Source organism: Streptomyces sp. NPDC048566 (assembly GCF_043199735.1).
In the GTDB taxonomy this organism is placed as follows: Bacteria; Actinomycetota; Actinomycetes; order Streptomycetales; family Streptomycetaceae; genus Streptomyces.
Map to the genome: position 1 here is coordinate 314031 of NZ_JBICWL010000004.1, position 25877 is coordinate 339907.

General features: G+C 71.8%; 20 protein-coding genes and 2 pseudogenes. 13 read left to right on the forward strand and 9 right to left on the reverse strand.

The window, feature by feature from the left end; genetic code table 11:
* The first annotated feature begins 2 nt into the window (after positions 1-2).
* Entirely contained in the window at positions 3-1445 is a 1443-nt protein-coding gene (locus ACGFS9_RS10285; protein WP_393251975.1) for a dihydrolipoamide acetyltransferase family protein, read from the forward strand.
* A 165-nt stretch (positions 1446-1610) separates the two neighbouring features.
* Here ACGFS9_RS10285 and ACGFS9_RS10290 read toward each other — a convergent pair whose 3' ends face one another.
* Complete coding sequence (locus tag ACGFS9_RS10290; RefSeq protein WP_393251977.1) at positions 1611-2507, reverse strand: D-alanyl-D-alanine carboxypeptidase family protein; 897 nt, start codon at positions 2505-2507, stop codon at positions 1611-1613.
* A gap of 198 nt (positions 2508-2705) precedes the next feature.
* Here ACGFS9_RS10290 and ACGFS9_RS10295 point away from each other — a divergent pair, with 198 nt between their 5' ends.
* A complete protein-coding gene (locus ACGFS9_RS10295; protein ID WP_393251978.1) occupies positions 2706-3380 on the forward strand; it encodes a GntR family transcriptional regulator in 675 nt (224 codons plus the stop codon).
* On the forward strand, positions 3377-4675 hold the full coding sequence (locus tag ACGFS9_RS10300) for a nitrate/nitrite transporter (protein ID WP_393251979.1): 1299 nt from the start codon (positions 3377-3379) through the stop codon (positions 4673-4675). The genes ACGFS9_RS10295 and ACGFS9_RS10300 overlap by 4 nt, the downstream gene beginning before the upstream one ends.
* 181 nt (positions 4676-4856) lie before the next feature.
* Here the strand turns inward: ACGFS9_RS10300 and ACGFS9_RS10305 are convergent, their stop codons facing one another.
* Positions 4857-5681, reverse strand: coding sequence for a maleylpyruvate isomerase family mycothiol-dependent enzyme (locus ACGFS9_RS10305; RefSeq protein WP_393251980.1), 825 nt, complete (start codon positions 5679-5681; stop codon positions 4857-4859).
* 154 nt (positions 5682-5835) lie between these two features.
* Here ACGFS9_RS10305 and ACGFS9_RS10310 point away from each other — a divergent pair, with 154 nt between their 5' ends.
* Entirely contained in the window at positions 5836-6648 is an 813-nt protein-coding gene (locus tag ACGFS9_RS10310) for a carbon-nitrogen family hydrolase (RefSeq protein WP_393251981.1), read from the forward strand.
* Between the two features lie 107 nt (positions 6649-6755).
* On the opposite strand, the gene ACGFS9_RS10315 is transcribed toward ACGFS9_RS10310, so the two are convergent.
* The gene (locus ACGFS9_RS10315) at positions 6756-7250 is read right to left on the reverse strand and encodes an LURP-one-related/scramblase family protein (RefSeq protein WP_393251983.1); all 495 of its coding nucleotides are present in this window, start codon (positions 7248-7250) and stop codon (positions 6756-6758) included.
* A 310-nt stretch (positions 7251-7560) separates the two neighbouring features.
* Here ACGFS9_RS10315 and ACGFS9_RS10320 point away from each other — a divergent pair.
* The 5 genes and pseudogenes from ACGFS9_RS10320 to ACGFS9_RS10340 form a co-directional block, all read left to right on the forward strand.
* Positions 7561-7932 (forward strand): annotated as a pseudogene (locus tag ACGFS9_RS10320) (recombinase family protein); the annotation flags it as partial.
* Between the two features lie 10 nt (positions 7933-7942).
* Positions 7943-8218, forward strand: a pseudogene (locus ACGFS9_RS10325) (recombinase family protein); the annotation flags it as partial.
* Positions 8219-8233: 15 nt separating this feature from the next.
* Entirely contained in the window at positions 8234-9229 is a 996-nt protein-coding gene (locus tag ACGFS9_RS10330) for a zinc ribbon domain-containing protein (protein ID WP_393252107.1), read from the forward strand.
* Between the two features lie 92 nt (positions 9230-9321).
* Positions 9322-9999 carry a class I SAM-dependent methyltransferase gene (locus ACGFS9_RS10335; RefSeq protein ID WP_393252109.1) on the forward strand — a complete coding sequence of 226 codons (678 nt, stop codon included), beginning with the start codon at positions 9322-9324 and terminating at the stop codon, positions 9997-9999.
* Positions 10000-10089: 90 nt separating this feature from the next.
* Complete coding sequence (locus ACGFS9_RS10340) at positions 10090-11934, forward strand: NHL domain-containing thioredoxin family protein (RefSeq protein WP_393251985.1); 1845 nt, start codon at positions 10090-10092, stop codon at positions 11932-11934.
* 177 nt (positions 11935-12111) lie between these two features.
* Here the strand turns inward: ACGFS9_RS10340 and ACGFS9_RS10345 are convergent, their stop codons facing one another.
* The 3 genes from ACGFS9_RS10345 to ACGFS9_RS10355 all read right to left on the reverse strand — a co-directional run bounded on the left by ACGFS9_RS10345 (position 12112) and on the right by ACGFS9_RS10355 (position 15787).
* Complete coding sequence (locus ACGFS9_RS10345) at positions 12112-12357, reverse strand: DUF6458 family protein (RefSeq protein ID WP_393251987.1); 246 nt, start codon at positions 12355-12357, stop codon at positions 12112-12114.
* A gap of 161 nt (positions 12358-12518) precedes the next feature.
* Positions 12519-13814: a M18 family aminopeptidase gene (locus ACGFS9_RS10350; RefSeq protein ID WP_393251988.1), complete on the reverse strand. Its 1296-nt coding sequence runs from the start codon at positions 13812-13814 to the stop codon at positions 12519-12521.
* Between the two features lie 146 nt (positions 13815-13960).
* Positions 13961-15787, reverse strand: coding sequence for an acyl-CoA dehydrogenase (locus ACGFS9_RS10355; RefSeq protein WP_393251990.1), 1827 nt, complete (start codon positions 15785-15787; stop codon positions 13961-13963).
* A gap of 146 nt (positions 15788-15933) precedes the next feature.
* On the opposite strand from ACGFS9_RS10355, the gene ACGFS9_RS10360 reads away from it, so the two are divergent.
* The 3 genes from ACGFS9_RS10360 (at position 15934) to ACGFS9_RS10370 (ending at position 18822) form a co-directional block, all read left to right on the forward strand.
* Complete coding sequence (locus tag ACGFS9_RS10360) at positions 15934-16425, forward strand: SseB family protein (RefSeq protein WP_393251991.1); 492 nt, start codon at positions 15934-15936, stop codon at positions 16423-16425.
* Between the two features lie 177 nt (positions 16426-16602).
* Positions 16603-17574, forward strand: a complete 972-nt coding sequence (locus ACGFS9_RS10365) for a pirin family protein (protein ID WP_393251992.1) — start codon at positions 16603-16605, stop codon at positions 17572-17574.
* Positions 17575-17748: 174 nt separating this feature from the next.
* A complete protein-coding gene (locus ACGFS9_RS10370) occupies positions 17749-18822 on the forward strand; it encodes an AI-2E family transporter (protein ID WP_393251993.1) in 1074 nt (357 codons plus the stop codon).
* Here the strand turns inward: ACGFS9_RS10370 and ACGFS9_RS10375 are convergent.
* Positions 18765-21128, reverse strand: coding sequence for a SpoIIE family protein phosphatase (locus ACGFS9_RS10375; RefSeq protein ID WP_393251994.1), 2364 nt, complete (start codon positions 21126-21128; stop codon positions 18765-18767). The genes ACGFS9_RS10370 and ACGFS9_RS10375 overlap by 58 nt on opposite strands.
* Positions 21129-21432: 304 nt before the next feature.
* Here ACGFS9_RS10375 and aspS point away from each other — a divergent pair, with 304 nt between their 5' ends.
* Positions 21433-23196, forward strand: a complete 1764-nt coding sequence (aspS, locus tag ACGFS9_RS10380; RefSeq protein WP_393251995.1) for an aspartate--tRNA ligase — start codon at positions 21433-21435, stop codon at positions 23194-23196.
* Positions 23197-23468: 272 nt separating this feature from the next.
* Here aspS and ACGFS9_RS10385 read toward each other — a convergent pair whose 3' ends face one another.
* Both ACGFS9_RS10385 and metG read right to left on the reverse strand, forming a co-directional pair.
* Positions 23469-23945 (reverse strand): hypothetical protein, encoded by a 477-nt coding sequence (locus tag ACGFS9_RS10385; RefSeq protein ID WP_393251996.1) that lies wholly within the window; start codon positions 23943-23945, stop codon positions 23469-23471.
* A gap of 120 nt (positions 23946-24065) precedes the next feature.
* Positions 24066-25799, reverse strand: coding sequence for a methionine--tRNA ligase (gene metG, locus ACGFS9_RS10390; RefSeq protein WP_393251997.1), 1734 nt, complete (start codon positions 25797-25799; stop codon positions 24066-24068).
* Between the last annotated feature and the right edge of the window lie 78 nt (positions 25800-25877).

Genomic DNA, 25877 nt, shown 5'->3' on the forward strand with positions numbered 1-25877 from the left:
TCGTGACGACGATGACCGAGAACGCGTCGGGACTCCGCGAGTTCAAGATGCCCGACGTGGGCGAAGGGCTCACCGAGGCGGAGATCCTCAAGTGGTACGTACAGCCCGGTGACACCGTCACCGACGGGCAGGCGGTCTGCGAGGTCGAGACCGCCAAGGCCGCGGTCGAGCTGCCGATCCCCTTCGACGGCGTGGTGCAGGCCCTGCACTTCCCCGAGGGCACGACGGTGGACGTCGGGCAGGTGATCATCGCGGTGGACGTCTCCGGCGGAGCCGCGAGTCCCGCGCCCGAGGCGCCCGCGGCCGAGCCCGTGGCCGCCCCGGCCGGGGAGCCCGCCGCCGAGGAGGCCAGGCCCGAGGGCCGCAAGCCGGTCCTCGTGGGCTACGGCGTGGCGGAGTCCTCCACCAAGCGCCGCGCCCGCAAGGGCGCCGAGGTGCCCGCCCAGCACGGTGAGGCGCGCCAGGCGGCGTCCGCGCTCCAGGCCGAGCTGAACGGCAGCCCGGCCGCGCCCGCGCCGCGCCCGCTCGCCAAGCCCCCGGTCCGCAAGCTGGCCAAGGACCTCGGGGTCGACCTGGCGACGGTCACCCCGTCGGGCCCGGACGGCATCATCACCCGGGAGGACGTGCACGCGGCGGTGGCCCCGGCGCAGGCACCGGCTCCGGCCGCCGCACCGGCGCCGCAGGCTCCCGAGGAGGCGCCGGCCCCTGTCCGGGCCGCGGCTCCGGCGACGTCGTACGACGGCGCGCGGGAGACCCGCGTCCCGGTCAAGGGCGTCCGCAGGGCGACGGCCGCCGCGATGGTCGGCTCCGCCTTCACCGCGCCGCACGTGACCGAGTTCGTGACGCTCGACGTGACCCGCACGATGCGGCTGGTCGAGGAGCTCAAGCAGGACAAGGAGATGCAGGGGCTGCGGGTGAACCCGCTGCTGATCATCGCCAAGGCCCTGCTGGTCGCCATCAAGCGCAACCCGGAGGTCAACGCGTCCTGGGACGAGGCGAACCAGGAGATCGTGCACAAGCACTACGTGAACCTGGGCATCGCCGCCGCCACACCCCGCGGTCTGATCGTGCCGAACATCAAGGACGCGCACGACAAGACCCTGCCGCAGCTGGCCGAGGAGCTGGGTGCCCTGGTGGCGACGGCGCGCGAGGGCAAGACCTCCCCCGCCGCGATGCAGGGCGGCACCGTGACCATCACGAACGTCGGCGTCTTCGGCGTCGACACGGGCACGCCGATCCTGAACCCGGGTGAGTCCGCGATCCTCGCGGTGGGCGCGATCAAGCTCCAGCCGTGGGTGCACAAGGGCAAGGTGAAGCCCCGTCAGGTCACCACGCTGGCCCTGTCCTTCGACCACCGCCTGGTCGACGGGGAGCTGGGGTCGAAGGTGCTGGCGGACACGGCGGCGATCCTGGAGCAGCCCAAGCGGCTGATCACCTGGGCCTGAGCCCGCCCCACCCGCGGCGCCGGCAGGAGCCGGGGCGCGGCCCGGAGACGGGGCGCGGCCCGGAGACGGGGCGCGCCCCTCGCGGGCCGGACTCGAGGGGCCTGCCGCGCCATCGCGCGGCAGGCCCCTCGTCCCGTGCGGGGCTCGTCCGCCCCACGCGCGCGACTACTTGGCGAAGGCGTAGCCCATGAGCTTCTTCGCGTCCGACTCGCGGGCCGGGATGGACGTCGAGGCGAGGACCGTGCCGATGACGGTCTTGCCGCTGCGGGTGGCGGCGAAGACGAGGCAGTACTTCGCCTCCGGGCCGGAGCCGGTCTTCACGCCGATGGTGCCGCTGTAGCTGCCGAGCAGGCCGTTGGTGTTGGTCCACGGCGCCATCGAGCGGGTGGTGCCGGTCTTCGTGACGGTCTTCGCCGCGTACGACTTGGTCTTGACGATCGACCGGAACATGGAGTTCTTCATCGCGCTGGAGGCGATCTTCGTCAGGTCGCGCGGCGTCGAGTAGTTGGAGCCCTTGCCGATGCCGTCGAACGAGTCGAAGTGCGTGTTCGTCAGGCGCAGGCTCGACGCGGCGGAGTTCATCTTGCCGATGAACGACTTCACGCGGGCGGAACGGGTGCTGCCCGAACCGAACTTGTCGGCCAGCGCGTACGCGGCATCGCACCCGGACGGCAGCATCAGCCCGTACAGGAGCTGGCGGACGGTGACCTTGTCGCCGACGATCAGGTGCGCCTGGGAGGCGTTGTTGGCGACCACGTAGTCGCTGTAGGCCTTCTGGATGGTGACCTTGGCGTCCAGGTTCAGGTTCGGCTGGGCCAGCACCACCTTGGCCGTCATGATCTTGGTCGTGGACCCGGTGGAACGCCGGGTGTCCGCGGCCTTGGTGTAGAGGGTGGAGCCGGTGCCGTTGTTCATCACGTAGCCGCCCTTGGCGGCGATCGTGGGGGTGGCGACGGCGCCGGCGGGTGCGGCGCCGAAGGCTCCGGCGGCCAGGACGGCGCCGGTGGTGACGGTCACAGCGGCGGCCCTGCGGAAACGCGTGCCCTTAATGCCGGTAATCAAAATGAACGCTCCGAATGCGCGAAATGCCCCTGGGAGAACGGCACATGACGGTGCCGTCTGGTGTCCGACTCCTCAGAACGCCAAAGGGATGTACGGCGAAACGGTGAACGACGTGTGATCTGCGTCACGCGACCCCGGCCGGAGTCCGCATGCCGGAACGACCCGCCCATGCGTACGTGTTGTATCTAAGATGTGCGCATGCCTTCAGCCCCACCGGCCCCGACGCGGCGGCCCGCGAAGCAGCCGCCCGCCGCCGACCGCGTCTACGCCCACGTCAAGCAAGGCGTCCTGGACCGCCGCTACGAGGGCGGAACCCTCCTCACCGAGGGCGAACTCGCCGACGCCGTGGGGGTCTCGCGCACCCCGGTCCGCGAGGCCCTGCTCCGCCTGGAGGCCGAGGGACTGATCCGGCTCTACCCGAAGAAGGGCGCACTCGTCCTGCCCGTCTCCGCCCAGGAGATCGCGGACGTGGTCGAGACCCGCCGGCTCGTCGAGGGGCACGCCGTCCGCAAGGCCGTACCGGCCTCACCGCGGCTCATCGCCCGCCTGGAGGACCTGCTCGCCCGGCAGAAGGAGCAGGCCGCCGCCGGAGACCTGGCCGCCGCCGCGGTCACCGACCGCTGCTTCCACGCCGAGATCGTCCGCAGCGGCGGCAACGAGATCCTCTCCCGGCTCTACGACCAGCTCCGCGACCGCCAGTTGAGGATGGGCGTCGCGGTGATGCACGCCCACCCCGACCGGATCACCAAGACCCTCACCGAGCACGAGCAGATCCTCGACGCGCTGCGTGCCGGAGACGCCGAGGCGGTCGTCGGCCTCATCCACGCCCACGTCAGCTGGTTCTCCGACCTGGCCCACGGCGAGGTCCGATGAGCGCCCCGGCCGCGCTCCCCGGCGATCCGCCCGGCGGCCGGCGCGCCGTCGCCGTCTGGGGCATCGGCGTCGCGGTCTACTTCGTCGCCGTCATCTTCCGCACCTCCCTCGGTGTGGCCGGACTGGACGCCGCCGACCGCTTCCACGTGGGCGCCTCCGCCCTGTCCACCTTCTCCATCCTCCAACTCCTCGTCTACGCGGGCATGCAGATACCGGTCGGGCTCCTCGTCGACCGGCTCGGCACCAAGCGGGTGCTGACCTTCGGCGTCCTGCTGTTCACGGCCGGGCAACTCGGCTTCGCCTTCTCCTCCTCGTACGGCGCGGCCCTCGCCTCGCGCGCGCTGCTCGGCTGCGGCGACGCGATGACGTTCATCAGCGTCCTGCGCCTGGGCAGCCGCTGGTTCCCCGCCCGGCGCGGGCCGCTGGTCGCCCAGCTCGCGGGCCTCGCCGGCATGGCGGGCAACCTCGTCTCCACCCTCGTGATCGCCCGCCTGCTGCACGGGCTCGGCTGGACCGCGGCCTTCGCCGGCAGCGCCGCCGCCGGCGTCGTCGTCCTCGTCCTGCTGCTGCTCTTCCTCAGGGACCACCCCGAAGGGCACGAGCCCGAGCCCTTCCCGCACCGCGGCGCCGCCTACGTGCGCCGGCAGATCGCCGCGTCCTGGCGGGAACCGGGCACCCGGCTCGGCATGTGGGTGCACTTCACCACGCAGTTCCCCGCGATGGTCTTCCTGCTGCTGTGGGGGCTGCCCTTCCTCGTCGAGGCGCAGGGCCTCGGCCGGGCCGCGGCCGGCGAACTGCTCACCCTCGTCGTCCTGTCCAACATGGTGGTCGGCCTGGTCTACGGGCAGATCGTCGCCCGGCACCACCAGGCACGGCTCCCGCTGGCCCTCGGCACCGTCGCCGCGACCGCGGCCGTCTGGGCGACCGTGCTGGCCTACCCGGGCGAGCACGCGCCGCGGTGGACGCTGGTCGTCCTGTGCGCCGTCCTCGGCGCCTGCGGACCGGCCTCGATGCTCGGCTTCGACTTCGCCCGTCCCGCGAACCCGCCGGAGCGTCAGGGCACCGCCTCCGGGATCACCAACATGGGCGGTTTCGTCGCGTCGATGACGACGCTGCTGGCCGTCGGCGTCCTGCTCGACGCCACCGGCGACAACTACCGCGTCGCCTTCTGCGCGGTGTTCGTCCTCCAGGCACTCGGCCTCGGCCAGATCCTGCGGCTGCGCGGGCAGGCGGCCCGCCGCGAGCGGGAACGGCTGGTGGCGAGCCGGGTGGAGACGGTGCACGTGCCCGTGTGACCGGCACACGCCGGCGGGCGCCGTGCCACCACCCGGTACGGGCCCGCCCGGCCACCGGCCCCGCCCGCTCCCCGGGAGGGCCCCGGCCGCGGCCACCCGCCCGGTCGGGCGGTCGCGCACCGTGCCGACGCGCCGCACGGCCCCGGCCGCCGGCCCCGCCCGCGGCGGCCCGCCGCGGCGGCTACGGCGTGACGGTGAAGTGGCGCAGGATGGCCGCCGTCAGCTCCGGGTCGCCCTCGGTCTTGATGCGGTCGGCCACGGCGTCGGCGCTCACCCGGCCGCAGGCCAGCCGGACGTAGGTCTCCCAGTCCAGCGACAGGCTGGCGGCGGGACCGAGGGAGGGCGCACCGTCTATCGAACCGCGCCCGTCGGCGTCGATCCGCACGGTGCGGAGGAACTCCACCGGCCCGTGCACGTCGAACACGACCGCGGAGTTCGCCGGGGCCCCCGCGTCCTTCGCGACGACCTTCGGCAGCGCGGCCAGCAGGTCGTCCCGCACGATCAGCGAACCCGGCGAGTCGAGGTTCCCCGGCCGCCCCAGGGTGAACCGCAGGTCCTGCTCGTGCACCCACACGTCGAACGCGCGGTTGCGCATGGCCTGTTCGAGGGTGATCTCGGTGCCGAGCGGACCGCGCACCTTGGCGTCGGGCTGCCGCGTCTCGTTGCGCAGCTGCCGGTTGCGGCGGATGACCGTGTACTCCAGCTCCGAGGTCATCTCCGGCGCCGTGTGGTGTCGGCGCACGTCGACCTGCATCTCCATGTACCGCTGGTGCTCGTTCGACACGTGGTACAGGTCGCGGGGGAGCGTGTGGATCGGCCGGGGATCGCCGAGCATCTCGCAGTCCAGCCCGATGACGTGCGAGACGACGTCGCGGACCGACCATCCCGGGCACGGGGTCCGCCGGTTCCACTCACTCTCCGCAAGCGGCTGCACCAGCTCGGATATCGCTTCGATCGAGTGGGTCCAGGCGTCGGCGTAGGACTGAAGGCTGGGATGCAGACTCACGGAACGGGACCCCTCGGGCGGTTGGACGCGGGCAGTGCACAGGCAGCGGGTGTCTTGGGACGCTAAGTTACGCTGCTGTGTGGCACCCCGGCAGTGCTTTCGTGTGACGATCGTAGGCCCGTATCGACGGCTCGAATGCCAGGACGGTGGTAGTGTGCGCGCCTCGCTCCTCCAGATCGACGTAAACGACGACGAATCGGTCGCCGCCCGACGGCACCGCGTCGCGGACCTGGTACGAGATCAGGCCGGAGTCGACCTCGTCGTCCTCCCCGAACTCTGGACCACCGGCGCCTTCGCCTACGAGGAGTTCACGAGCGCAGCCGAACCGCTCGACGGCCCCACCCACGAGGCGATGGCCAAGGCGGCGAGCGACGCCGGCGTCTGGCTGCACGCCGGCTCCATCCCCGAGCGGGCCCCCTCGGACGGCCCTTCCGCCGAGGCACCCCTCTACAACACCTCCCTCGTCTACGCCCCCTCCGGCGAACGCGTCGCCGCGTACCGCAAGATCCACCGCTTCGGCTTCGACCAGGGCGAGGCCACCCTCATGAGCGCCGGGCGCGACCTGGTGACGGCCCGGCTCCCGCAGACCGTCCTCGGTGTCGCGACCTGCTACGACCTGCGCTTCCCCGAACTCTTCCGCGGCCTGATCGACGCCGGGGCCGAGACCCTGGTCGTCCCCGCCGGCTGGCCCGAGCGCCGCCGCGCCCACTGGACCCTGCTCGCCCGGGCCCGCGCGGTCGAGAACCAGGCGTACGTCCTCGCCTGTGGAACGGCCGGTACGCACGCGGGCGTTCCCCAGGCCGGCCACTCCCTCGTCGTCGACCCCTGGGGCGAGGTGCTCGCCGAGGCGGGCCCGGGCGAGGAGGTCCTCACCGCGGAGTTCGACCCCGCCCGGGTCGCGACGGTCCGCGAGCAGTTCCCGGTCCTCAGGGACCGGGTGCCGGGCCTGTCGGGACCCCGCCGCTGACGGCGGCGCGGCGGACACCGGCGCCGGGGCGTCCGGCGCCCCGGCCCGCGCCGACGCCCCCGCGGGGGCCGGGTGGCACGGCATCCGCCGTCCGGGCCGCGGGGCGGTCAGTCGTCGCCCCGCTCCTTCTCCGCCAGGTGGATCACGCACACCGCCACCGCGATCAGCAGGGCCTGGTCGGCGTCCTCCCGGACGATGTCCACGCCGTAGGTGTCCCGCAGGTGCAGCCAGCGGCGCGAGATCTGGGCGAGCAGCTCGTCGCCGTAGTCGATGGCGAACTCGCGGTCGAGGATCTTGCCGCTGACGTCGAGCTCGGTGCCGTCCACCAGGGAGACCCGGTAGTGGTTGCGGAGCAGGGAGAGCCGCTTGCGCTTGATGGTCGCCAGCGGTTCGCCGTCCCGCTCGATGATCATCGTGTCGCGCAGCGCGAGCATCTTCTGGTGGATGTCGATCAGGACGCGCCCGCGGGTGTCCTTCAGCTCGAAGGTGTCCCGCAGCCGCATCGCCTTGCCGTCCACGAGGAAGACCTTGTTGCCGTGGTCGTCCTCGATCCAGTAGTCGTCACCGAAGCCGAGCAGCCGGTCCCGCACGAGGTATCTCATGCCCTCACCGGTTCCCCGCCGGCCGCCCGGCAACGCCGCCGGTAGGCCGACGGGCTGAGTCGGACGGGTGCGCGCGGGCGCGGGGAGGGCGGATGCCGGGGCCGCGGGCGGGCGGCGGGGCGCGCGGACGCCGGAGGGCGGGGGCCCGACCGGTTGCCGGCGCCGGGTGGCACCCTTGATCCATGAACGACTCCGCCCCGACGCCCCCGCCCCGCCGCCGTGCCCGTGTCCGTGCCCCCGAGCTGATCGGCAAGGGGGGCTGGCTGAACAACGGCGGCAAAGAGCTGACCCTCGCCGACCTGCGAGGTACTTGCGCCTTTCCCTGGACCGGGAGGGCAAGGCAGCGATCGACCGCCAGGAAGCCGACTGCCGCGCATGGGCGGAGCGCAACGGACTGACCGTCCGCAAGGTCCACATCGACCGTGGACGTTCCGGCTACAAGAACGTCAGCCGCAAGGGGTTCGATGCGGCGATCACAGCAGCCACGGCCGGCGTCGTGGGCGTTCTGATCGTCTGGAAGCTCGACCGTCTGTCCCGCAAGGGCATCGGCGAGGTCGGCAAGGCGCTGGACGACATAGGACGGGTCGGCGGACGGCTGGTCTCCGTCATGGACGGCCTCGACACGAGGAACGACAGCGCCCGGGTTACCATCGCGATGCTGGCGGAACTGGCGCGCAACGAGTCGCGCAACCTTGGGATGCGCGTCGGCAACGCCAAGCGGTACCTACGCCAGCGGGGCCAGGGGATCGGCGGACAGCCGCCTTACGGGCTGCTGCTGGTGGACCCGGAGGCGAAGAAGCTCGTCCACGAACCCCGAGACCGCCGTCTACGCCCGCCTGATCGCCGACGAGGCGCTGTCCGGGAAGGCCCTGGTCCACATCGCCCGGCTGCTGAACGAGCACGGGGTGGAGTCCGCTCGTGGAGGCGAGTGGAACTCGTCCAGCGTCATGCAACTCCTCCGCTCACCGGCCTTCGCCGGTCTCATGCCGCAGACCGAGTATGAGGAGCAGCCGGACGGGACGCGGAAGTACATGAACAGGGTCTCCCCCTACCGGGACCCGGAGACGCTGGAGACCGTGAGCATCGGCGAGGGCATCATCACGCTCGGGGAGCGCGAACTCATCCTCCGCCAGCTCGAAGCGCGCACGTTCCCCCTGGCGGGGAAGCGGCACGGTCACAAGCAGGGGAAGTCTCTGCTCACCGGGATAGCGCGTTGTGGGCTCTGCGGGGCCCGGATGAGCAAGGCCGGCACGTCGTACCAGTGCTCCAGCCACCGGATGGGGCGAGGATGCTCCGGCGTATCGGCTCGGGTGGAGAGTATCGACGACTACGTGACCCGGGCGTTTCTCTCCTGCCTGCCATCCCTGGAGCCCCAAAACCCGCTGCTCGCCGTGATCGCCGACCGCTGGGTGCAGAGGGAGGACCCGGAGGTCTTCGCGAAGAGGGACGCGATCGAGGCGGAGATCGCGGACGAGGGGGCCCGCCTGGCGGACCTGGAGGAGGCCAGGTACGTCCGCGGCGAGTTCACCGGCGCAGACGCGATCGACCGGTACAACCGGCTCGCAGGACGACTTCGTACCCGGATCGAGGGACTGCGCGCAGATCTACTGCGGATGCCGACTCCTTCCGTGGACATCTCTCCTCTCCTGGATGCGGGTCTGCTTCGTGAAGCTTGGGAAGCCGATGATGCGGCCGGAAGACGTGGACGCCTTGGCCTCGCAATCGATCGAGTGGAAGTCCGGCGAGGCAGGGTGGGCGTGAGGTTCGACGGTGACGAGCGCTGCCGGATCGTCTGGGCGACGAGAGACGACCGCAACAACGGCCACGACCCCGCCGAGGGCCGGGCCGCGATGCGTCGGACGGCCGAGGTGATCCGATCGGCCGGCTTCGACGTGGACCCGGAGTTCTGGCCGATCAACGGCGCAGCCGACTGCACCCAGAGCTACGCGGGCTGCTCCGACAGCCCCGTTGCCAAATAGCTCCGACTCAAGCGGAGCGACTGACCCACGAGAGCTTCAGCCGCCCGGTATCGTGCCGGGCGGCTGTCGCCGTGAACGAGAACGGACAGGTAGTGACTGACGCTCGCAGCACCGCATGGGACACCTACTCGCAGAGCAAGCCTCAGCGGCGGAAGACCAACGCCAAGGGCGAGACCACATGGTTCAACTGGACCCAGTACCCGGACCACGGCCCCAGGGCCTACGTGCTCAACCTCAACCCGGGAGACCGCGTGCTCGATCTCGGGTGCGGGTCTGGAGGGAACGCCGCTCATCTCGCAACGCTCGGCATGAAGTCCGTCGGGATCGACCTCTCCGCCAAGCAACTCGACAAGGCACGCGAGCGGTGGCCGGGCGTGGACGGGATGGAACTCCACCAGGCCGACGCGCTCACCTATCTCGGAGACACGTTCACGATCTTCGATGCGGTCTACAGCGTGTTCGGCGCTGCCTGGTTCACCGACCCCGGTCTTCTGCTGCCGATGGTTCATGCGAACCTCAAGCCGGGTGGCGTCTTCGCCTTCTCCCAGCGTCCCCCGGTTGAAGGGTGCTACGGCTGCCAGGCGTCATACATCCCGCGCGGGCCCGAAGAAGACCCCGCTGTCGTCAAGCGGTGGGACTACGAACCCGATGTGTGGGCGCTGATTCTCAAGGAACACGGCTTCGTGGACGTGTCAGCGTCCGTGCTTGCCCCACCCGCCGGGAGTCGGCGCACAGGAACCCTGTTCGTCCGGGGCGTCCAAGGAGGCTAGTCCGTGGTGGAGCGGATCCCGTAGCTGCGCAGGACAACGGCGTCGTACGGTCGTGATCCGGTGTTCATGGGCCAATGGCAAGCTTGAAGGATGAACGATGCTGCCCCGGCGCCCACCCCCGCGCCCGCACCCCGCAAGCGTGCCCGTGTCCGCGCCCCCGAGCTGATCGGCAAGGGCGGTTGGATCAACACCGGCGGGAAGGACCTGAAGCTCGCCGACTTCCGAGGTCGCACATTGATCCTCGATTTTTGGACCTTCTGCTGCATCAACTGCCTTCACGTCCTGGACGAGCTGCGGGAACTGGAGGAGAAGCACCGCGACACCGTGGTGATCGTCGGGGTGCACTCGCCGAAGTTCGTGCACGAGGCGGAGCACCAGGCCGTCGTCGACGCGGTGGAGCGGTACGGGGTGGAGCACCCGGTGCTCGACGACCCCGAGCTGGCGACCTGGAAGCAGTACGCCGTGCGCGCCTGGCCGACGCTGGTGGTCGTCGACCCCGAGGGATACGTCGTCGCGCAGCACGCCGGTGAGGGGCACGCCCACGCGATCGAGCGGCTGGTGGAGGAGCTGGAGGCGGAGCACGGGGCGAAGGGCACGCTGCGCCGGGGCGACGGGCCGTACGTGGCCCCCGAGCCCGAGCCGACCACGCTGCGCTTCCCCGGCAAGGCGCTGGCCCTGCCGAGCGGGAACCTGCTGGTCAGCGACACCACCCGGCATCAGCTGGTGGAGCTGGCCGAGGACGGCGAGACCGTCGTGCGGCGCATCGGGTCCGGCGTCCGGGGTTTCGTGGACGGGCCGGCACCGGCGGCCGGGTTCAGCGAACCGCAGGGGCTCGCGCTGCTCGACGAGGGCACGGTCGTCGTCGCGGACACGGTGAACCACGCGCTGCGCCGGGTCGATCTCGCCTCCGGCGAGGTCGGCACGCTAGCGGGCACCGGCCGCCAGTGGTGGCAGGGTTCGCCGACCGCCGGACCGGCCCGTGAGGTCGACCTGTCCTCACCGTGGGACGTCGCCGTCTTCGCCGGCCGGGTGTGGATCGCCATGGCGGGCGTGCACCAGTTGTGGACGTACGACCCGGCGGCGCGGACGGTCGAGGTCGCCGCCGGCACGACCAACGAGGGGCTGGTGGACGGGCCGGGGCCCGAGGCGTGGTTCGCGCAGCCCTCCGGGCTCGCCGCGGCCGGGGACCGCCTCTGGCTCGCGGACGCGGAGACGTCGGCGCTGCGCTGGGTCGATCCGGACGGCGCGGTGCACACCGCCGTGGGCACGGGGCTGTTCGACTTCGGGCACCGCGACGGTGCCGCGGAGCAGGCGCTGCTCCAGCATCCGCTGGGCGTGACCGCGCTGCCGGACGGTTCGGTGGCGGTCTGCGACACCTACAACCACGCGCTGCGCCGGTACGACCCGGCGACGGGTGAGGTGACGACGCTGGCGACGGATCTGCGGGAGCCGAGCGACGCCGTGCTCGTCGGCGGCGACATCGTGGTGGTGGAGTCCGCCCGGCACCGGCTGACCCGGCTGCGGCTCCCCGAGGAGGCGGTGCGGGTGGAGTCGGTCGCCCACCGCACGCGGCGTGCGGCGACCGAGGTCGCTCCGGGCGCCCTGCGGCTGGACGTCGTCTTCCAGGCTCCGGCCGGCCAGAAGCTGGACACCCGCTACGGGCCGTCCACCCGGCTGCTCGTCTCCGCGACGCCGCCGGAGCTGCTGCTCGCGGGGGAGGGCGCGGGCACGGACCTCGCGCGGTCGGTCGAGCTGAATCCGGCCGTCGAGGAGGGGGTGCTGCACGTCTCGGCGATGGCCGCGTCCTGTGACGACGACCCGGCGAACGAGTACCCGGCCTGCCATGTCCACCAGCAGGACTGGGGTGTGCCGGTCCGCCTCGTCGAGGGCGGAGCGGACCGGCTGCCCCTGGTGCTCGCGGGGATGGACGACTGAGGGGGACGGTCCGCGGGGCGTCGGGCCGCGGGTGCGCGGCCCGGGTGCGTCCGCCGGAGCTGCGGCGTCCGGGCCGGCTGCCTCCCGGCGCCCGGTGCCTCGCACCGCGCGTCGGGAATCGTCCGTCCCGGGCCGCCCGTCCCGAGCCGACCGCCCCGAACCCTCGGGACGGGCCGGTCAGACGCCGTAGCCGTCGTGGTAGCCGTCGCGGTGGTGGTGGCGCTCCTCCACCACGGTGGTGGTCGGTTCCATGACCACGCGGCGGCGACGGATGACGCTGCTGAAGGTCGCCACTCCGATCAAGCCGACGATCATGAGGATCACGCCGACGACGTGGAGGTCGACCCCCGCCATGTGCCAGTCGGTCGCGAACGTGAGGATCGCACCTGCGGCGATCAGGATGATGCATCCGCCCAAGCCCATGGGTGTCAGCTCCTTGAAGTAGCAACTCAAAGTGGTGAGGGGCGACTTCCGGGTACCCGGGACCCGACGAGCCATGCGGAGGGGAGCGCTCGTGTCACAGGCGGCCCACCCCGTACGCGGGGTGGGCCGCCTGTGACGGTTCGTCAGAGAGGCGCTGCGGCCTAGCCCTCCAGGAACGCCACCAGCGCGTTCGCCAGGAGGAACGGGTCGTCGGCGCCGCAGAGTTCGCGGACGCTGTGCATGGAGAGGATGGCCACGCCGATGTCGACCGTCCTGATGCCGTGCCGGGCGGCCGTGATGGGGCCGATCGTCGTGCCGCACGGCATGGCGTTGTTGGAGACGAAGGACTGGAAGGGGACGCCGGCCTTCTCGCAGGCGGCGGCGAAGACGGCGCGGCCCGAACCGTCGGTGGCGTAGCGGTTGTTGACGTTCACCTTGAGGATGGGGCCGCCGTTGGCGCGCGGGTGGTGCGTGGGGTCGTGCCGCTCGGCGTAGTTCGGGTGCACGGCGTGGCCGGTGTCGGAGGACAGGCAGACGGTTCCGGCGAAGGCGCGTGCGCGGTCCTCCCAGGAGCCGCCCCGGGCGAAGACCGAACGTTCCAGCACGCCGCCGAGCAGCGGGCCGTCGGCGCCGGTGTCGCTCTGCGAGCCGTTCTCCTCGTGGTCGAAGGCGGCGAGGACGGGGATGTACGACAGGTTCGTGTCGGCGGCGGCGACGGCGGCCAGCGCGGCGGTGCCGACGTGCACGGACAGCAGGTTGTCCATCCGGGGGCCGGCGAGGAGCTCCTCGTCACGGCCCAGGTAGGCGGGCGGCTCGACGGAGTGCGTCATCAGGTCCCAGCCGGAGACCTCGCCGGCGGTCAGTCCGGCCTCCTCCTCCAGGAAGGCGATCAGGTCGCCCTCGCGGGGGTCGCCGAGGCCCCAGACCGGCTGGAGGTGGCGCTGCTTGTCGAGCTTGAGGCCCTCGGTGCTCACCGACCGGTCGAGGTGGATGGCGAGCTGCGGCACGCGCAGCAGGGGGCGGTCGACGTTGATCAGGCGGGTGGAGCCGTCGCGCAGGGTGAGGCGCCCGGCGAGGCCCAGGTCGCGGTCGAGCCAGGAGTTGAGCAGCGGGCCGCCGTAGATCTCGACGGCCACCTGCCGCCAGCCCTGTGCGCCGGTGTCGGGCAGCGGCTTGACGCGCAGGTTGGGGGAGTCGGTGTGTGCGCCCACGATCCGGAACGGGGTGTGGGCCTCGGCGCCCTCCGGCACGTACCAGGCGACGATGGCGCCGCCGCGCAGCACGTACTTGCCGCCGCTGCCGGCGTCCCACGCGTCGGTCTCGGCGACCTGGCGGAAGCCGGCCTTCTCCAGCCGCTCGGCGGCGGTCGCCACGGCGTGGTACGGGGTCGGGCCGGCCGCGAGGAAGGACATGAGGTCGTCGGTGTGGCCGCGGTCGAAGCGGGAGGGTGCACTCATGGGGTTCACCTTAACGACGCACCAGGGCCCGCTCCCGGGGATGGGAGCGGGCCCTCGTAAGGGGGATGTGAAGGGCGGACACCGTGGGGCACCCGACCGGACGGACGGGGTCCGGTTCCGGGCCGCGGGCGCGGGACCCGGTCGGGTCAGAAGGCCGCCTCGTCCAGGTCCATCAGGTCCAGGTCGACGCCCTCGGCGAGCTTGCGCGCGCCGGTGACGCCCGGCAGGACGTTGGCGGCGAAGAACTTCGCCGCGGCGATCTTGCCGGTGTAGAAGGCCCGGTCCTTGGCGGCGGCCGTCTCCAGCTTCTCCGCGGCGACGGCGGCACCGCGCAGCAGCAGGTAGCCGACGACGACGTCGCCGGAGGCGAGCAGCAGGCGGGTGGTGTTGAGGCCCACCTTGTAGATGTTCTTGACGTCCTGCTCGGTGGCGGCGAGGTCGGTCAGCATCAGGCCGACGATGGCCTCCAGCTCGACGGCCGCCTTGGCGAGCTGCTCACGGGCGGCGGAGAGGTCCTCGCCGCCGGTGCCGAGGGCCAGGAACTTCTTGATGTCCTCGGCGAGGGAGTTCAGTGCGGCACCCTGGTTGCGGACGATCTTCCGGAAGAAGTAGTCCTGGCCCTGGATCGCGGTGGTGCCCTCGTAGAGAGTGTCGATCTTGGCGTCGCGGATGTACTGCTCGATCGGGTACTCCTGCAGGAAGCCGGAGCCGCCGAACGTCTGGAGCGACTGGGCGAGCTGCTCGTAGCCCTTCTCCGAGCCGTAGCCCTTCACGATCGGCAGGAGCAGGTCGTTGAGGGCCTCCAGGGCGGCGGTGTCCTCGCCGGCGGCCTCCTTGACCTGGATCTCGTCCTGGATCGCGGCGGTGTGCAGCACCAGGGCGCGCATGCCCTCGGCGTAGGCCTTCTGCGTCATGAGCGAGCGGCGCACGTCGGGGTGGTGCGTGATGGTGACCTTGGGCGCGGTCTTGTCCATGAAGTTCGCCAGGTCGGGGCCCTGGACGCGCTCCTTGGCGTACTCCAGCGCGTTCAGGTAGCCCGTCGACAGGGTGGAGATGGCCTTCGTGCCGACCATCATGCGGGCGAACTCGATGATGCGGAACATCTGGCGGATGCCGTCGTGCTTGTCGCCGATCAGCCAGCCCTTGGCGGGGTGTCGGTCGCCGAAGGTCATCTCGCAGGTGTTCGAGGCCTTGAGGCCCATCTTGTGCTCGACGTTCGTCGCGTACACGCCGTTGCGCTCGCCCAGCTCGCCGGTCTCGAAGTCGAACTCGTACTTCGGGACGAGGAACAGGGACAGGCCCTTGGTGCCGGGGCCGGCGCCCTCGGGGCGGGCGAGGACGTAGTGGAGGATGTTCTCCGACATGTCGTGCTCGCCCGAGGTGATGAAGCGCTTCACGCCCTCGATGTGCCAGGAGCCGTCGTCCTGCTGGACGGCCTTGGTGCGGCCGGCGCCGACGTCGGAGCCCGCGTCGGGCTCGGTGAGGACCATGGTGGAGCCCCACTGCTTGTCGACGGCGACCTTCGCGATGTGCTTCTGGACCGCGTTGCCCTCCTCGAAGAGGATGCCGGCGAACGCCGGGCCCGAGGAGTACATCCAGACGGCCGGGTTGGCGCCGAGCACCAGCTCCGCGTAGGCCCAGATCAGGGAGCGGGGGGCGGTGGTTCCGCCGATCTCCTCGGGCAGGCCCAGGCGCCAGTACTCGGACTCCATGAACGCCTGGTAGGACTTCCGGAAGGAGGCCGGGACCGGCGCGGTGTTGGTGTCGGGGTCGAAGACGGGAGGGTTGCGGTCGGCGTCCGCGAAGGACTCGGCCAGCTCGTTCTCCGAGAGGCGCGTCAGCTCCTCCAGGATGCTCTTGGCGGTGTCCGTGTCCATCTCCGCGAACGGGCCGGTGCCGTACAGCTTGTCGCGCCCGAGCACCTCGAAGAGGTTGAACTCGATGTCGCGGAGATTCGACTTGTAGTGCCCCATGGCGACGGCTCCGTTAAGGGATCGGCGAGGGGTCTGGACTCCTCGCGCAGAGATTCACGTACCAGCAAGTAGCTACGATGATGCTACCCGTCAGTAATAAGAAGCAACCCCGGATGGGCCATATGTGGCCCACTACTCTTTGACCCATGTACGGCTACGAGCAGAGCGCGGGCGCCCAGCAGGGCTACGTCCCGCCGCAGCAGCAGATGCCCGGGCAGATGCCGGGCGGGCAGATGCCCGGCGGGTACGGCCAGCAGCCGCCGCTCTACCCCGAGCCGTCGCCGCCGTCCCTCGCGGACGCGGTCCGCGCGTTCACCACGGGCTCCCTGGCCGCGGAGGACTTCCAGCAGGTCTTCGCGACCTCCAAGGTGTACTGCCCGCGCGGCGACAACCCCGGGTTCCTGGCCCTGCACAACACCCAGCAGCCGGTCATCCCGATGTTCACCTCGCTCAAGGAGCTGCGCCGCTACGCCGGCAAGGAGTCCAAGTACTTCGTGATCACCGGCGCCGAGGTCATCGACCTGCTCCCCACGGGCTACGGCTTCGTGATCGACATGGAGGGGGAGCACCGCATGGTCTTCGACGCGAAGGCCGTGGAGCAGATGGTCGACTTCGCGATGCGCCGCATGTACGGCTGACGCGCCGGCCCGCGCCGGGGGTCTCCCCCGGCGCCGGCCCGGCGGCCGGCGCCCCGCACGGCCGGCGCACCTCTCACCCAGGCGAACGCCCGGAGGGAATGCCCTCCGGGCGTTCGTCGTTACGGGTGGCAGAAAGTTCAACGCTCAACTAAACTCGAAGCACAAGGAGGTACCGACATGCCTGCAGTGACCGTCGAGAACCCGCTGGCCCTGCCCCGTGTGGCCGCGCCGGCCGACGCCGTGAACCGTCCCGTGCTGGCCGTGACGACCGCACCCAGCGGCTTCGAGGGCGAGGGATTCCCGGTCCGCCGCGCGTTCGCCGGGATCAACTACCGCCACCTCGACCCGTTCATCATGATGGACCAGATGGGCGAGGTGGAGTACGCGCCGGGCGAGCCCAAGGGGACCCCGTGGCACCCCCACCGCGGCTTCGAGACCGTGACCTACATCATCGACGGCGTCTTCGACCACCAGGACTCCAACGGCGGCGGCGGCACGATCACCAACGGCGACACCCAGTGGATGACGGCGGGCTCCGGCCTGCTGCACATCGAGGCGCCGCCGGAGTCGCTGGTCCTGTCCGGCGGGCTCTTCCACGGCCTCCAGCTGTGGGTGAACCTCCCGGCCAAGGACAAGATGATGGCGCCGCGCTACCAGGACATCCGCGGCGGGACGGTGCAGCTGCTCAGCACGCCGGACGGCGGCGCGCTGCTGCGGGTGATCGCGGGCGAGCTGGACGGCCACCAGGGTCCGGGCATCACGCACACGCCGATCACCATGGTCCACGCCACCGTCCGGCCGGGCGCCGAGCTCACCCTTCCGTGGCGCGAGGACTTCAACGGCCTCGCCTACGTCCTCGCCGGACGCGGCAGCGTGGGCGCGGACCGGCGGCCGGTCCACACCGGCCAGACCGCCGTCTTCGGCGCGGGCTCCGCGCTGACCGTCCGCGCGGACGAGCGGCAGGACTCCAACACTCCGGACCTGGAGGTCGTGCTGCTGGGCGGGCAGCCCATCCGGGAGCCGATGGCGCACTACGGCCCGTTCGTCATGAACACCCGCGCCGAGCTCCAGCAGGCCTTCGAGGACTTCCAGAAGGGCCGCCTCGGAACGGTCCCCGCGGTGCACGGTATGACGGAGGGCGGCCTCTGAGCCGGGCGGCCACCGCCCGCACGCGCGGCCCGTCGGGCCGGGCCGCGCGCCCGCCGCGACGCACGACGGCCGCGCCCCGCCCGCCCGGCGGACGGGGCGCGGCCCGGGTCCGGCTCCTCCCTCGTTCGGCCGTCCCGGGGCGCCGCGCGGGCTGACGCATGGTCAGGTGGAGGGGTGCAGCTACTCCCCGAAGGCGCCCGGCGGTTGGCGGCCTGGTGCGTCGTGATCCTGCTGGCGGCCGGGGTCGGCTGGGTCGGCGTCCTGCTGTGCGGGGAGTTCCGCACGGCGGTGGTGCCCGTGCTGCTCGCCCTGCTCGGGACCGCCCTGCTCGGACCGCTGTACCGGCGCCTGCTGAGGATGCGGGTCAACCCGTCGCTGGCCGCCGCGCTCACCTGCGTCGCGGTCGCCGTCGTGGTCGGGGGCGCCGTCTACATCGTCGTGGCGGCGCTGATCCACACCGGCGCCGACATCGTCGACTCGCTGCGCCAGGCGGCCCGGTCCGTCGCCGAGCACTTCGGCGCCGCGGGCACCTCGCTCGACGACCTCGCCGCCAACTCCAAGGACCTGCTGGCCAAGTTCGGCGGCACGGCCGCCGCCAACGTCATCAGCGGGGTCAGCGTCGTCGGCGAGACCCTCGCCATGGCCGTCCTCGCCCTGCTCCTCGTCTTCTTCTTCCTGCGCGACTCGGACCGGGTGGCGGGGACCCTGCGCACGCTGGCGCCCCGCGGAACGGCCGACGTGGTCGAGGCGATGGCCCGGCGCGCCTTCGGCGCCGTCGAGGGGTTCATGCGCGGCACGACCCTGATCGCGCTCATCGACGCCGTGTGCATCACGGTCGGGCTGCTCGTCCTGCGGGTCCCGGGCGCGGTGGGGCTCGGGGCGCTCGTCTTCGTCGGAGCCTTCCTGCCCTACCTCGGCGCCTTCATCTCCGGAGCGGTGGCGGTGCTGGTCGCGCTCGCGGACCGGGGCTTCGTCATCGCGCTGTGGGCGCTCGGGGTCGTGCTCGCCGTGCAGGTCCTGGAGGGACACGTCCTCCAGCCGATGATCCAGAGCCGGACGGTGCAGATGCATCCGGCGGTGGTGCTGCTGGCCATCACCGCGGGCGCGTCCGTCGCCGGCATCCTGGGCATGCTGCTCGCCGTGCCGCTGACGGCCGCCGTCTTCGGGGTCGTGCACGAACTCCGCTCGCTCTACGGGCCGCAGGCGCCGGGGGCACCCGGTGTACCGGGGCCCCCGGAGGAGCCCTGACCGGCGGGCGCGCCGGGCGGGCCGGCCTGCGCCCTCCCGGCGCCGGCCGGGTCCCCGGGGCCGGCGACGCCGTCTGCGTCGGCCGCGTCGCCGAACATCTCCAGGGCCTCCATCATGGCCGCGTCCCGGGACGCCTCGTCCGCGCCGGACGCGGGGGACGGCTCCTCCGAGAACTCGAACCAGATGCTCTTCCCCTCGCCCCGCGGATCCACCCCCCAGGCGTCCGCGAGCATCTCCATCAGGACCAGTCCGCGTCCGGAGGACGCCAGCTCGCCCGGGTCACGCCGGTGCGGCAGGTCGTCGCTGCCGTCGGTGACCGCGATCCGCAGCCGCCGCTTGCCCGGTTCGCCGGTCACCTCCGCGACGAGCAGCGCGTCGGCGTCGGTGTGCACGAGCACGTTGGTGAGCATCTCGGAGACGAGCAGCACCGCCGAGTCGAGCTGGTCCGCCGAGGCCCAGTCGTGCAGCAGCTCCCGCACCTGACGGCGGGCGTCGGCGATCCGCTCGGGTTCGGCCTGCGCCACGGTGAGCATCGTGCGGCGCACGGTCGGCCGCACGGCGGGTGCCGCGCCTCCGAACCCGCGCTCCGCCTCCCGCGACAGCAGCAGCACGGCGATGTCGTCCTCGCGGCGGTCGGCGAGCGGGCCGGTGGTGTGGTGCGACGAGGGGCCGTGGACGGCCTGAACGAGGGCGTCGGCGAGGGCTTCCATGTCCCCGTCGTGGGACTCCAGCGTCCCGCGTATCCGGCGCCAGCCCGTGTCCAGGTCGTGGCCGCCGGTCTCGATGAGCCCGTCGGTGCAGACCAGCATGGTCTCGCCCGGTTCCAGGACGAGCCGGGTGGTCGGGTAGTCGGCGTCGGGATCGATCCCGAGCGGCAGTCCTCCCGCGGTGGACCGCATCAGCACCGTTCCGTCCGCCATGCGTATGGCGGGCTCGGGGTGCCCGGCGCGGGCGATGTCGAGTGCTCCGGTCTCCGGGTCGACCTCCACGTACAGGCAGGTCGCGAAGCGCAGGTCGCCGGGGCCGCCCGAACCGTCGCGGTCCCCGGCCCCGCCGCTCGACCCGTAGGTGGCCGAGTCCGTGACCCCGGACAGGAACCGGGAGGCGCGGGACAGCACCGCGTCCGGGCGGTGCCCCTCGGACGCGTAGGCCCGCAGGGCGATGCGCAGCTGTCCCATCAGGCCGGCCGCGCGCACGTCGTGGCCCTGGACGTCGCCGATCACCAGCGCGAAGCGGCCGGTCGGCAACGGGATCACGTCGTACCAGTCGCCGCCGACCTGGAGGCCGCCACCGGTCGGCACGTAGCGCGCGGCGACGCTCATGCCCGGCATCCGCGGTCCCAGCGTCGGCATCATCGAGCGCTGGAGCCCGTCGGTCAGTTCCCGCTCGGTCTCGGCCGTGCCGGCCCGGGAGAGGGCCTGCGCGAGCATGCGGGCCACGGTGGTGAGGACCGAGCGTTCGTCGGGCGTGAAGGAGACCGGATACGTGAAGGCGGCCATCCAGGCGCCCATGGTGCTGCCCGCGACCGTGAGGGGCAGGAAGGCCCAGGACTGCCGCCCGAAGTGCTGCGCGAGGGGCCAGGAGGCCGGGTAGCGCTCCTTGTACGCCTCGGGGGAGGAGAGGTAGACGGCTCGGCCGTTGCGGACGACCTCGGCGGCGGGATAGTCCGTGGCCAGCGACATGTGCGAGAAGGGGCCCTCGTCGCCCGGCTGGTGCCCGTGGTGGCCGATGATCGTCAGCCGGTCGCCCTCGGCGCCGAACACGGCGAGCCCGTCCGGCGAGAAGCCGGGCATCGACAGCCCCGCCGCCACCCGCAGCACCTCGGAGGTCGAGCGGGCCTCGGCCAGCGCCCGCCCCGCGTCCAGCAGGAACGCCTCACGCGAGCGCCGCCAGTCCCCGGTGACCGGGGTGCGCGCGGCGGCGCCCGGCGGCTGCTCGCTGACCTCCTGGAGCGTGCCGATCAGCTCGTAGTGCCCCGTCTCGGGGTCGACCGTGGGCCGGGAGCGGCTGCGCACGGTGCGCACCACCCGTCCGCGCCCGTCCATGATGCGCATGCGGGCCTCGGCGAGCGTGCCCTCGGCCACCGCGAGCTGGACCACGCCGTCCATCTCGTTCCAGTCGACGGGGTGCACGTGGGAGCGGACGCCCGCTTCGGTGAGGGTCGTCCGCTCCGCGGGCAGTCCCATGAGCCGGGCTGCCTCCGCGTCGAAGGTGACGAGGCCCGCGGCGTTGTCCCAGCGCCACAGGCCGGTCGCCAGAGAGGCCAGGACGTCCCCCACGGCGGGCAGGGGCTCACCAGTGCGCATGGGCCCACTGTAGGAACAGGTGATCGGTGCCTGCCACCGAAGGCGCCCGGGGCCGGGAGGTGCGGGGGCCGGACGCCCGGCGCTCGGGGCGGTCCCGGGCGCCCGCGGGAACGGTCCGCGAAGGAGCGCGGGCGGCGCCGAGGAACTGCCGTCGACGGGTACGGCCGCCGTCCGCCGGCGATCACGGGCGGGGCCGGGAGCGCGGGGCGGCAAAAGGATGGGGAGGCGACCGTGGGCTGCCCGGTACCCTGGGGGTGTTTCACGTGAAACGAGCCCCCAATCCGCGAAGACTGGATGATCGACGATGCATCGGTACAGGTCCCACACCTGCGGCGAGCTCCGCGCCTCTGACGTCGGCAGCGACGTCCGGCTGAGCGGCTGGCTGCACAATCGCCGAGACCTGGGTGGCATCCTCTTCGTCGATCTGCGCGACCACTACGGCATCACGCAGCTCGTGGCCCGCCCCGGCACCCCCGCCTACGAGGCCCTCGACACGGTCTCCAAGGAGTCGACCGTCCGGATCGACGGCACGGTCGTCTCGCGCGGCACGGAGAACGTGAACCCGGAGCTGCCCACCGGCGAGATCGAGGTCGAGGTCGGCGAGGTGGAGCTGCTCGGCGCCGCCCAGCCGCTGCCCTTCACGATCAACGCCGAGGACGGCGTGAACGAGGAGCGGCGCCTGGAGTACCGCTTCCTCGACCTGCGCCGTGAGCGGATGCACCGCAACATCCTGCTGCGGACGGCCGTGATCTCCGCCATCCGCCACAAGATGACGGCGCTGGGCTTCAACGAGATGGCGACGCCGATCCTCAGCGCCACCTCTCCCGAGGGCGCGCGCGACTTCGTGGTCCCCTCCCGGCTGAACCCGGGCCGGTTCTACGCGCTCCCGCAGGCGCCGCAGCAGTTCAAGCAGCTGCTGATGATCTCCGGCTTCGACCGGTACTTCCAGATCGCGCCCTGCTTCCGCGACGAGGACGCCCGCGCGGACCGCTCGCCGGGCGAGTTCTACCAGCTCGACGTCGAGATGTCCTTCGTCGAGCAGGAGGACGTCTTCCAGCCCATCGAGAAGCTCATGACGGAGCTGTTCGAGGAGTTCGGCGGTGGCCGTCACGTCACCTCGCCGTTCCCGCGCATCCCGTTCCGCGAGGCGATGCTGAAGTACGGCTCCGACAAGCCGGACCTGCGCGCCCGTCTGGAGCTGGTGGACATCACCGACGTCTTCGAGGGCTCCGAGTTCAAGGCGTTCGCCGGCAAGCACGTGCGGGCCCTGCCGGTGCCGGACGTCGCCGGTCAGACCCGGAAGTTCTTCGACGGCCTCGGCGACTACGCGGTCGAGCAGGGCGCGAAGGGCCTGGCCTGGGTGCGGGTCGGCGAGGACGGTGCGCTGTCCGGCCCGATCGCCAAGTTCCTCACCGAGGCGAACGTCGCCGAGCTGACCAAGCGACTGTCGCTGGCGCCCGGTCACGCGGTGTTCTTCGGCGCGGGCGAGTTCGACGAGGTCTCGAAGATCATGGGTGCGGTGCGGGTCGAGGCCGCCAAGCGCTCCGGCGCCTTCGAGGAGAACGTCTTCCGGTTCTGCTGGATCGTCGACTTCCCGATGTACGAGAAGGACGAGGACACCGGGAAGATCGACTTCTCGCACAACCCGTTCTCGATGCCGCAGGGCGGTCTGGAGGCCCTGGAGACGCAGGACCCGCTGGACATCCTCGGCTGGCAGTACGACATCGTCTGCAACGGCGTCGAGCTGTCCTCCGGCGCGATCCGGAACCACGAGCCCGACATCATGCTGAAGGCCTTCGAGATCGCGGGCTACGACCGCGACACCGTCGAGGAGCAGTTCGCCGGCATGCTGCGCGCCTTCCGCTTCGGCGCCCCGCCGCACGGCGGGATCGCCCCGGGCGTCGACCGCATCGTGATGCTGCTGGCGGACGAGCCGAACATCCGCGAGACGATCGCCTTCCCGCTGAACGGCAACGCCCAGGACCTGATGATGGGCGCCCCGACCGAGCTGGACGAGACCCGTCTGCGCGAACTGCACCTCACCGTGCGCAAGCCGCAGCCCAAGTAGGCCCAGCACAGCGGGAGCACGGCCCCCCGGCCGGACCCGCACGCCGAAGTGGCCCGGAACCGACGACGGTTCCGGGCCACTTTCGCGCGCCGCGGAGGACCGCCGCCCGCACCCGTGCCGCAGCCGGGCGGCCGCGGGGACGGCGCCCGGAGACCCGCGGCGCCCCCCGCGGCGACGGGGACACCGGCCCGGCATCGGCCCCGTCCGACACGGACGGTCCCCGGACCCGGCACGCGGGACGCGGCGGCACGGCGTCCCGGCCTCGGGCCGGCTCAGGTGTCGTACGTGCCGTTCCACGGCGCGGAGAAGCCGAGGCGGTCGGGGTAGAGCTCCGCCCAGGGTTCGCCCTCGTCGACGCCGGTCAGGAGGCCGAACAGCACGCCGTCGGCGGTGAGGCTGAAGGGGCGGATCGCGATGTCCGTGTACGAGCGCCGGGGCAGGCTGCGCAGCAGCTTGGCCAGATGGACGCGGGCGCGGGAGAGCACGGAGGTCTCGCCGTCCGGGTTGCTCTGCTGCTCGGCCCAGGTGCCGGCGCACCAGATCTCCGAGTCGCGGTAGCGGCCCTCGGCGTCGAACGTGTGGAGCACGGTGTAGAGCCGTTTGTGCACTTCCCAGCCGTCGTCGGGACGGAACCCTTCGGGGAAGGCGTACGTGATCGACGCCAGGAACTGACCCTCCGCGTACCGCCCGATGGTCTCGGTGCGGTGCTTCGGTTCGTAGGCGATCGGAATGACCTCGGGGACTGCCATGGCGGAAACCATACGTGTGATCGGGGTCATGCCAGAAGTCAGGGCCGCCCCGTGGACCGCGGGCACCCGAAGGGCCCGGAACCGCCGTGCGGTGCCGGGCCCGTGGCCTGATCGTCGTGCCTAGGCGGGGCCGCCGCCGAAGCGCTCCCGGTACGCCTCCAGGTCCTCGTCCGTGATCTTCGCGAAGAGCACCGGGGGGACCGTGAAGGGGGTGCCGGCGGGCACCGAGGACAGGGCGCGGGCCTCGTCCGGCGTCACCCACGTCGCCGTGTCGTCGGCCAGGTCGAAGGCGGCGCGCAGAGCGCGGGCGGACGCGGGGATGAACGGCTCGGAGACCACCGCGTACAGGTGGATCAGGTTCATCGCCGTGCGCAGCGTCAGGGCCGCGCCCTCCGGGTCGGTCTTGATCTCCAGCCAGGGCGCCTTCTCCTCCAGGTAGGAGTTGCCCGCCGACCACAGCGCGCGCAGCGCGGCGGCGGCCTTGCGGAACTGGAGGGCCTCCATCTGGGTCTCGTACTCGGCCAGCAGGCCGGCGATCTCCTCGCCCAGCCTCACCTCGGCGTCACCGGCCGGCGCGCCCGCCGGGACCTCGTCGCCGAACCGCTTCCTGGAGAAGGACAGCACGCGGTTGACGAAGTTGCCGAGGGTGTCGGCCAGGTCCTTGTTCACGGTGGCCGTGAAGTGCTCCCAGGTGAACGACGCGTCGTCCGACTCGGGGGCGTTGGCGATGAGGAAGTAGCGCCAGTAGTCGGCCGGCAGGATCTCCAGGGCGTGGTCGGTGAAGACGCCGCGCTTCTGCGACGTGGAGAACTTCCCGCCGTAGTAGGTCAGCCAGTTGAACGCCTTGACGTAGTCGACCTTCTTCCACGGCTCCCGCACGCCCAGTTCGGTGGCCGGGAACATGACGGTGTGGAAGGGCACGTTGTCCTTCGCCATGAACTGCGTGTACCGGACCGGGTTCTCGCCGGTGTCCGCCTCGAACCACCAGGACTTCCAGTCGCGGTCCCCGGCGTCCTGCCCGGGCTGCTCGGCCCACTCCTTCGTCGCGCCGATGTACTCGACCGGGGCGTCGAACCAGACGTAGAAGACCTTGCCCTCGGCGGCCAGCTCGGGCCAGGTGTCGGCCGGGACGGGGACGCCCCAGTCCAGGTCGCGGGTGATCGCCCGGTCGTGCAGGCCCTCGGTCAGCCACTTGCGGGCGATGGAGGAGGCGAGCTGCGGCCACTCCGCCTCGTGCCGGGCCACCCACTCCTCGACCTCGTGCTGGAGCTTCGACTGGAGCAGGAAGAGGTGCTTGGTCTCGCGGACCTCCAGGTCCGTCGAGCCGGAGATCGCCGACCGCGGTTCGATCAGGTCCGTGGGGTCGAGGACGCGGGTGCAGTTCTCGCACTGGTCGCCGCGGGCCTTGTCGTAGCCGCAGTGCGGGCAGGTGCCCTCCACGTAGCGGTCAGGCAGGAAGCGGCCGTCGGTCGGCGAGTACACCTGGCGGATCGCGCGCTCCTCGATGAAGCCGTTCTCGTTCAGGCGGCGGGCGAAGTGCTGGGTGATCTCGCGGTTCTGCGGGCTGGAGCTGCGGCCGAAGTAGTCGAAGGCCAGCTCGAAGCCGTCGTACACCGCCTTCTGCGCGTCGTGCGCCTGCGCGCAGAACACGTCGACGGCCAGCCCCCGCTCCTTGGCCGCCAGTTCGGCGGGGGTGCCGTGCTCGTCCGTCGCGCAGATGTAGAGGACCTCGTGACCGCGCTGGCGCAGGTACCGGGCGTACACGTCCGCCGGGAGCATGGACCCCACCATGTTGCCCAGGTGCTTGATCCCGTTGATGTACGGAAGGGCGCTGGTGATGAGGTGTCGAGCCATCGCGGGCTGCTCCCAGGTCGCTGCGTGGGGTGACGGCCGCCTCGGTTCCCAGGTCGGCGTGTCGTCATCGGTGAACCT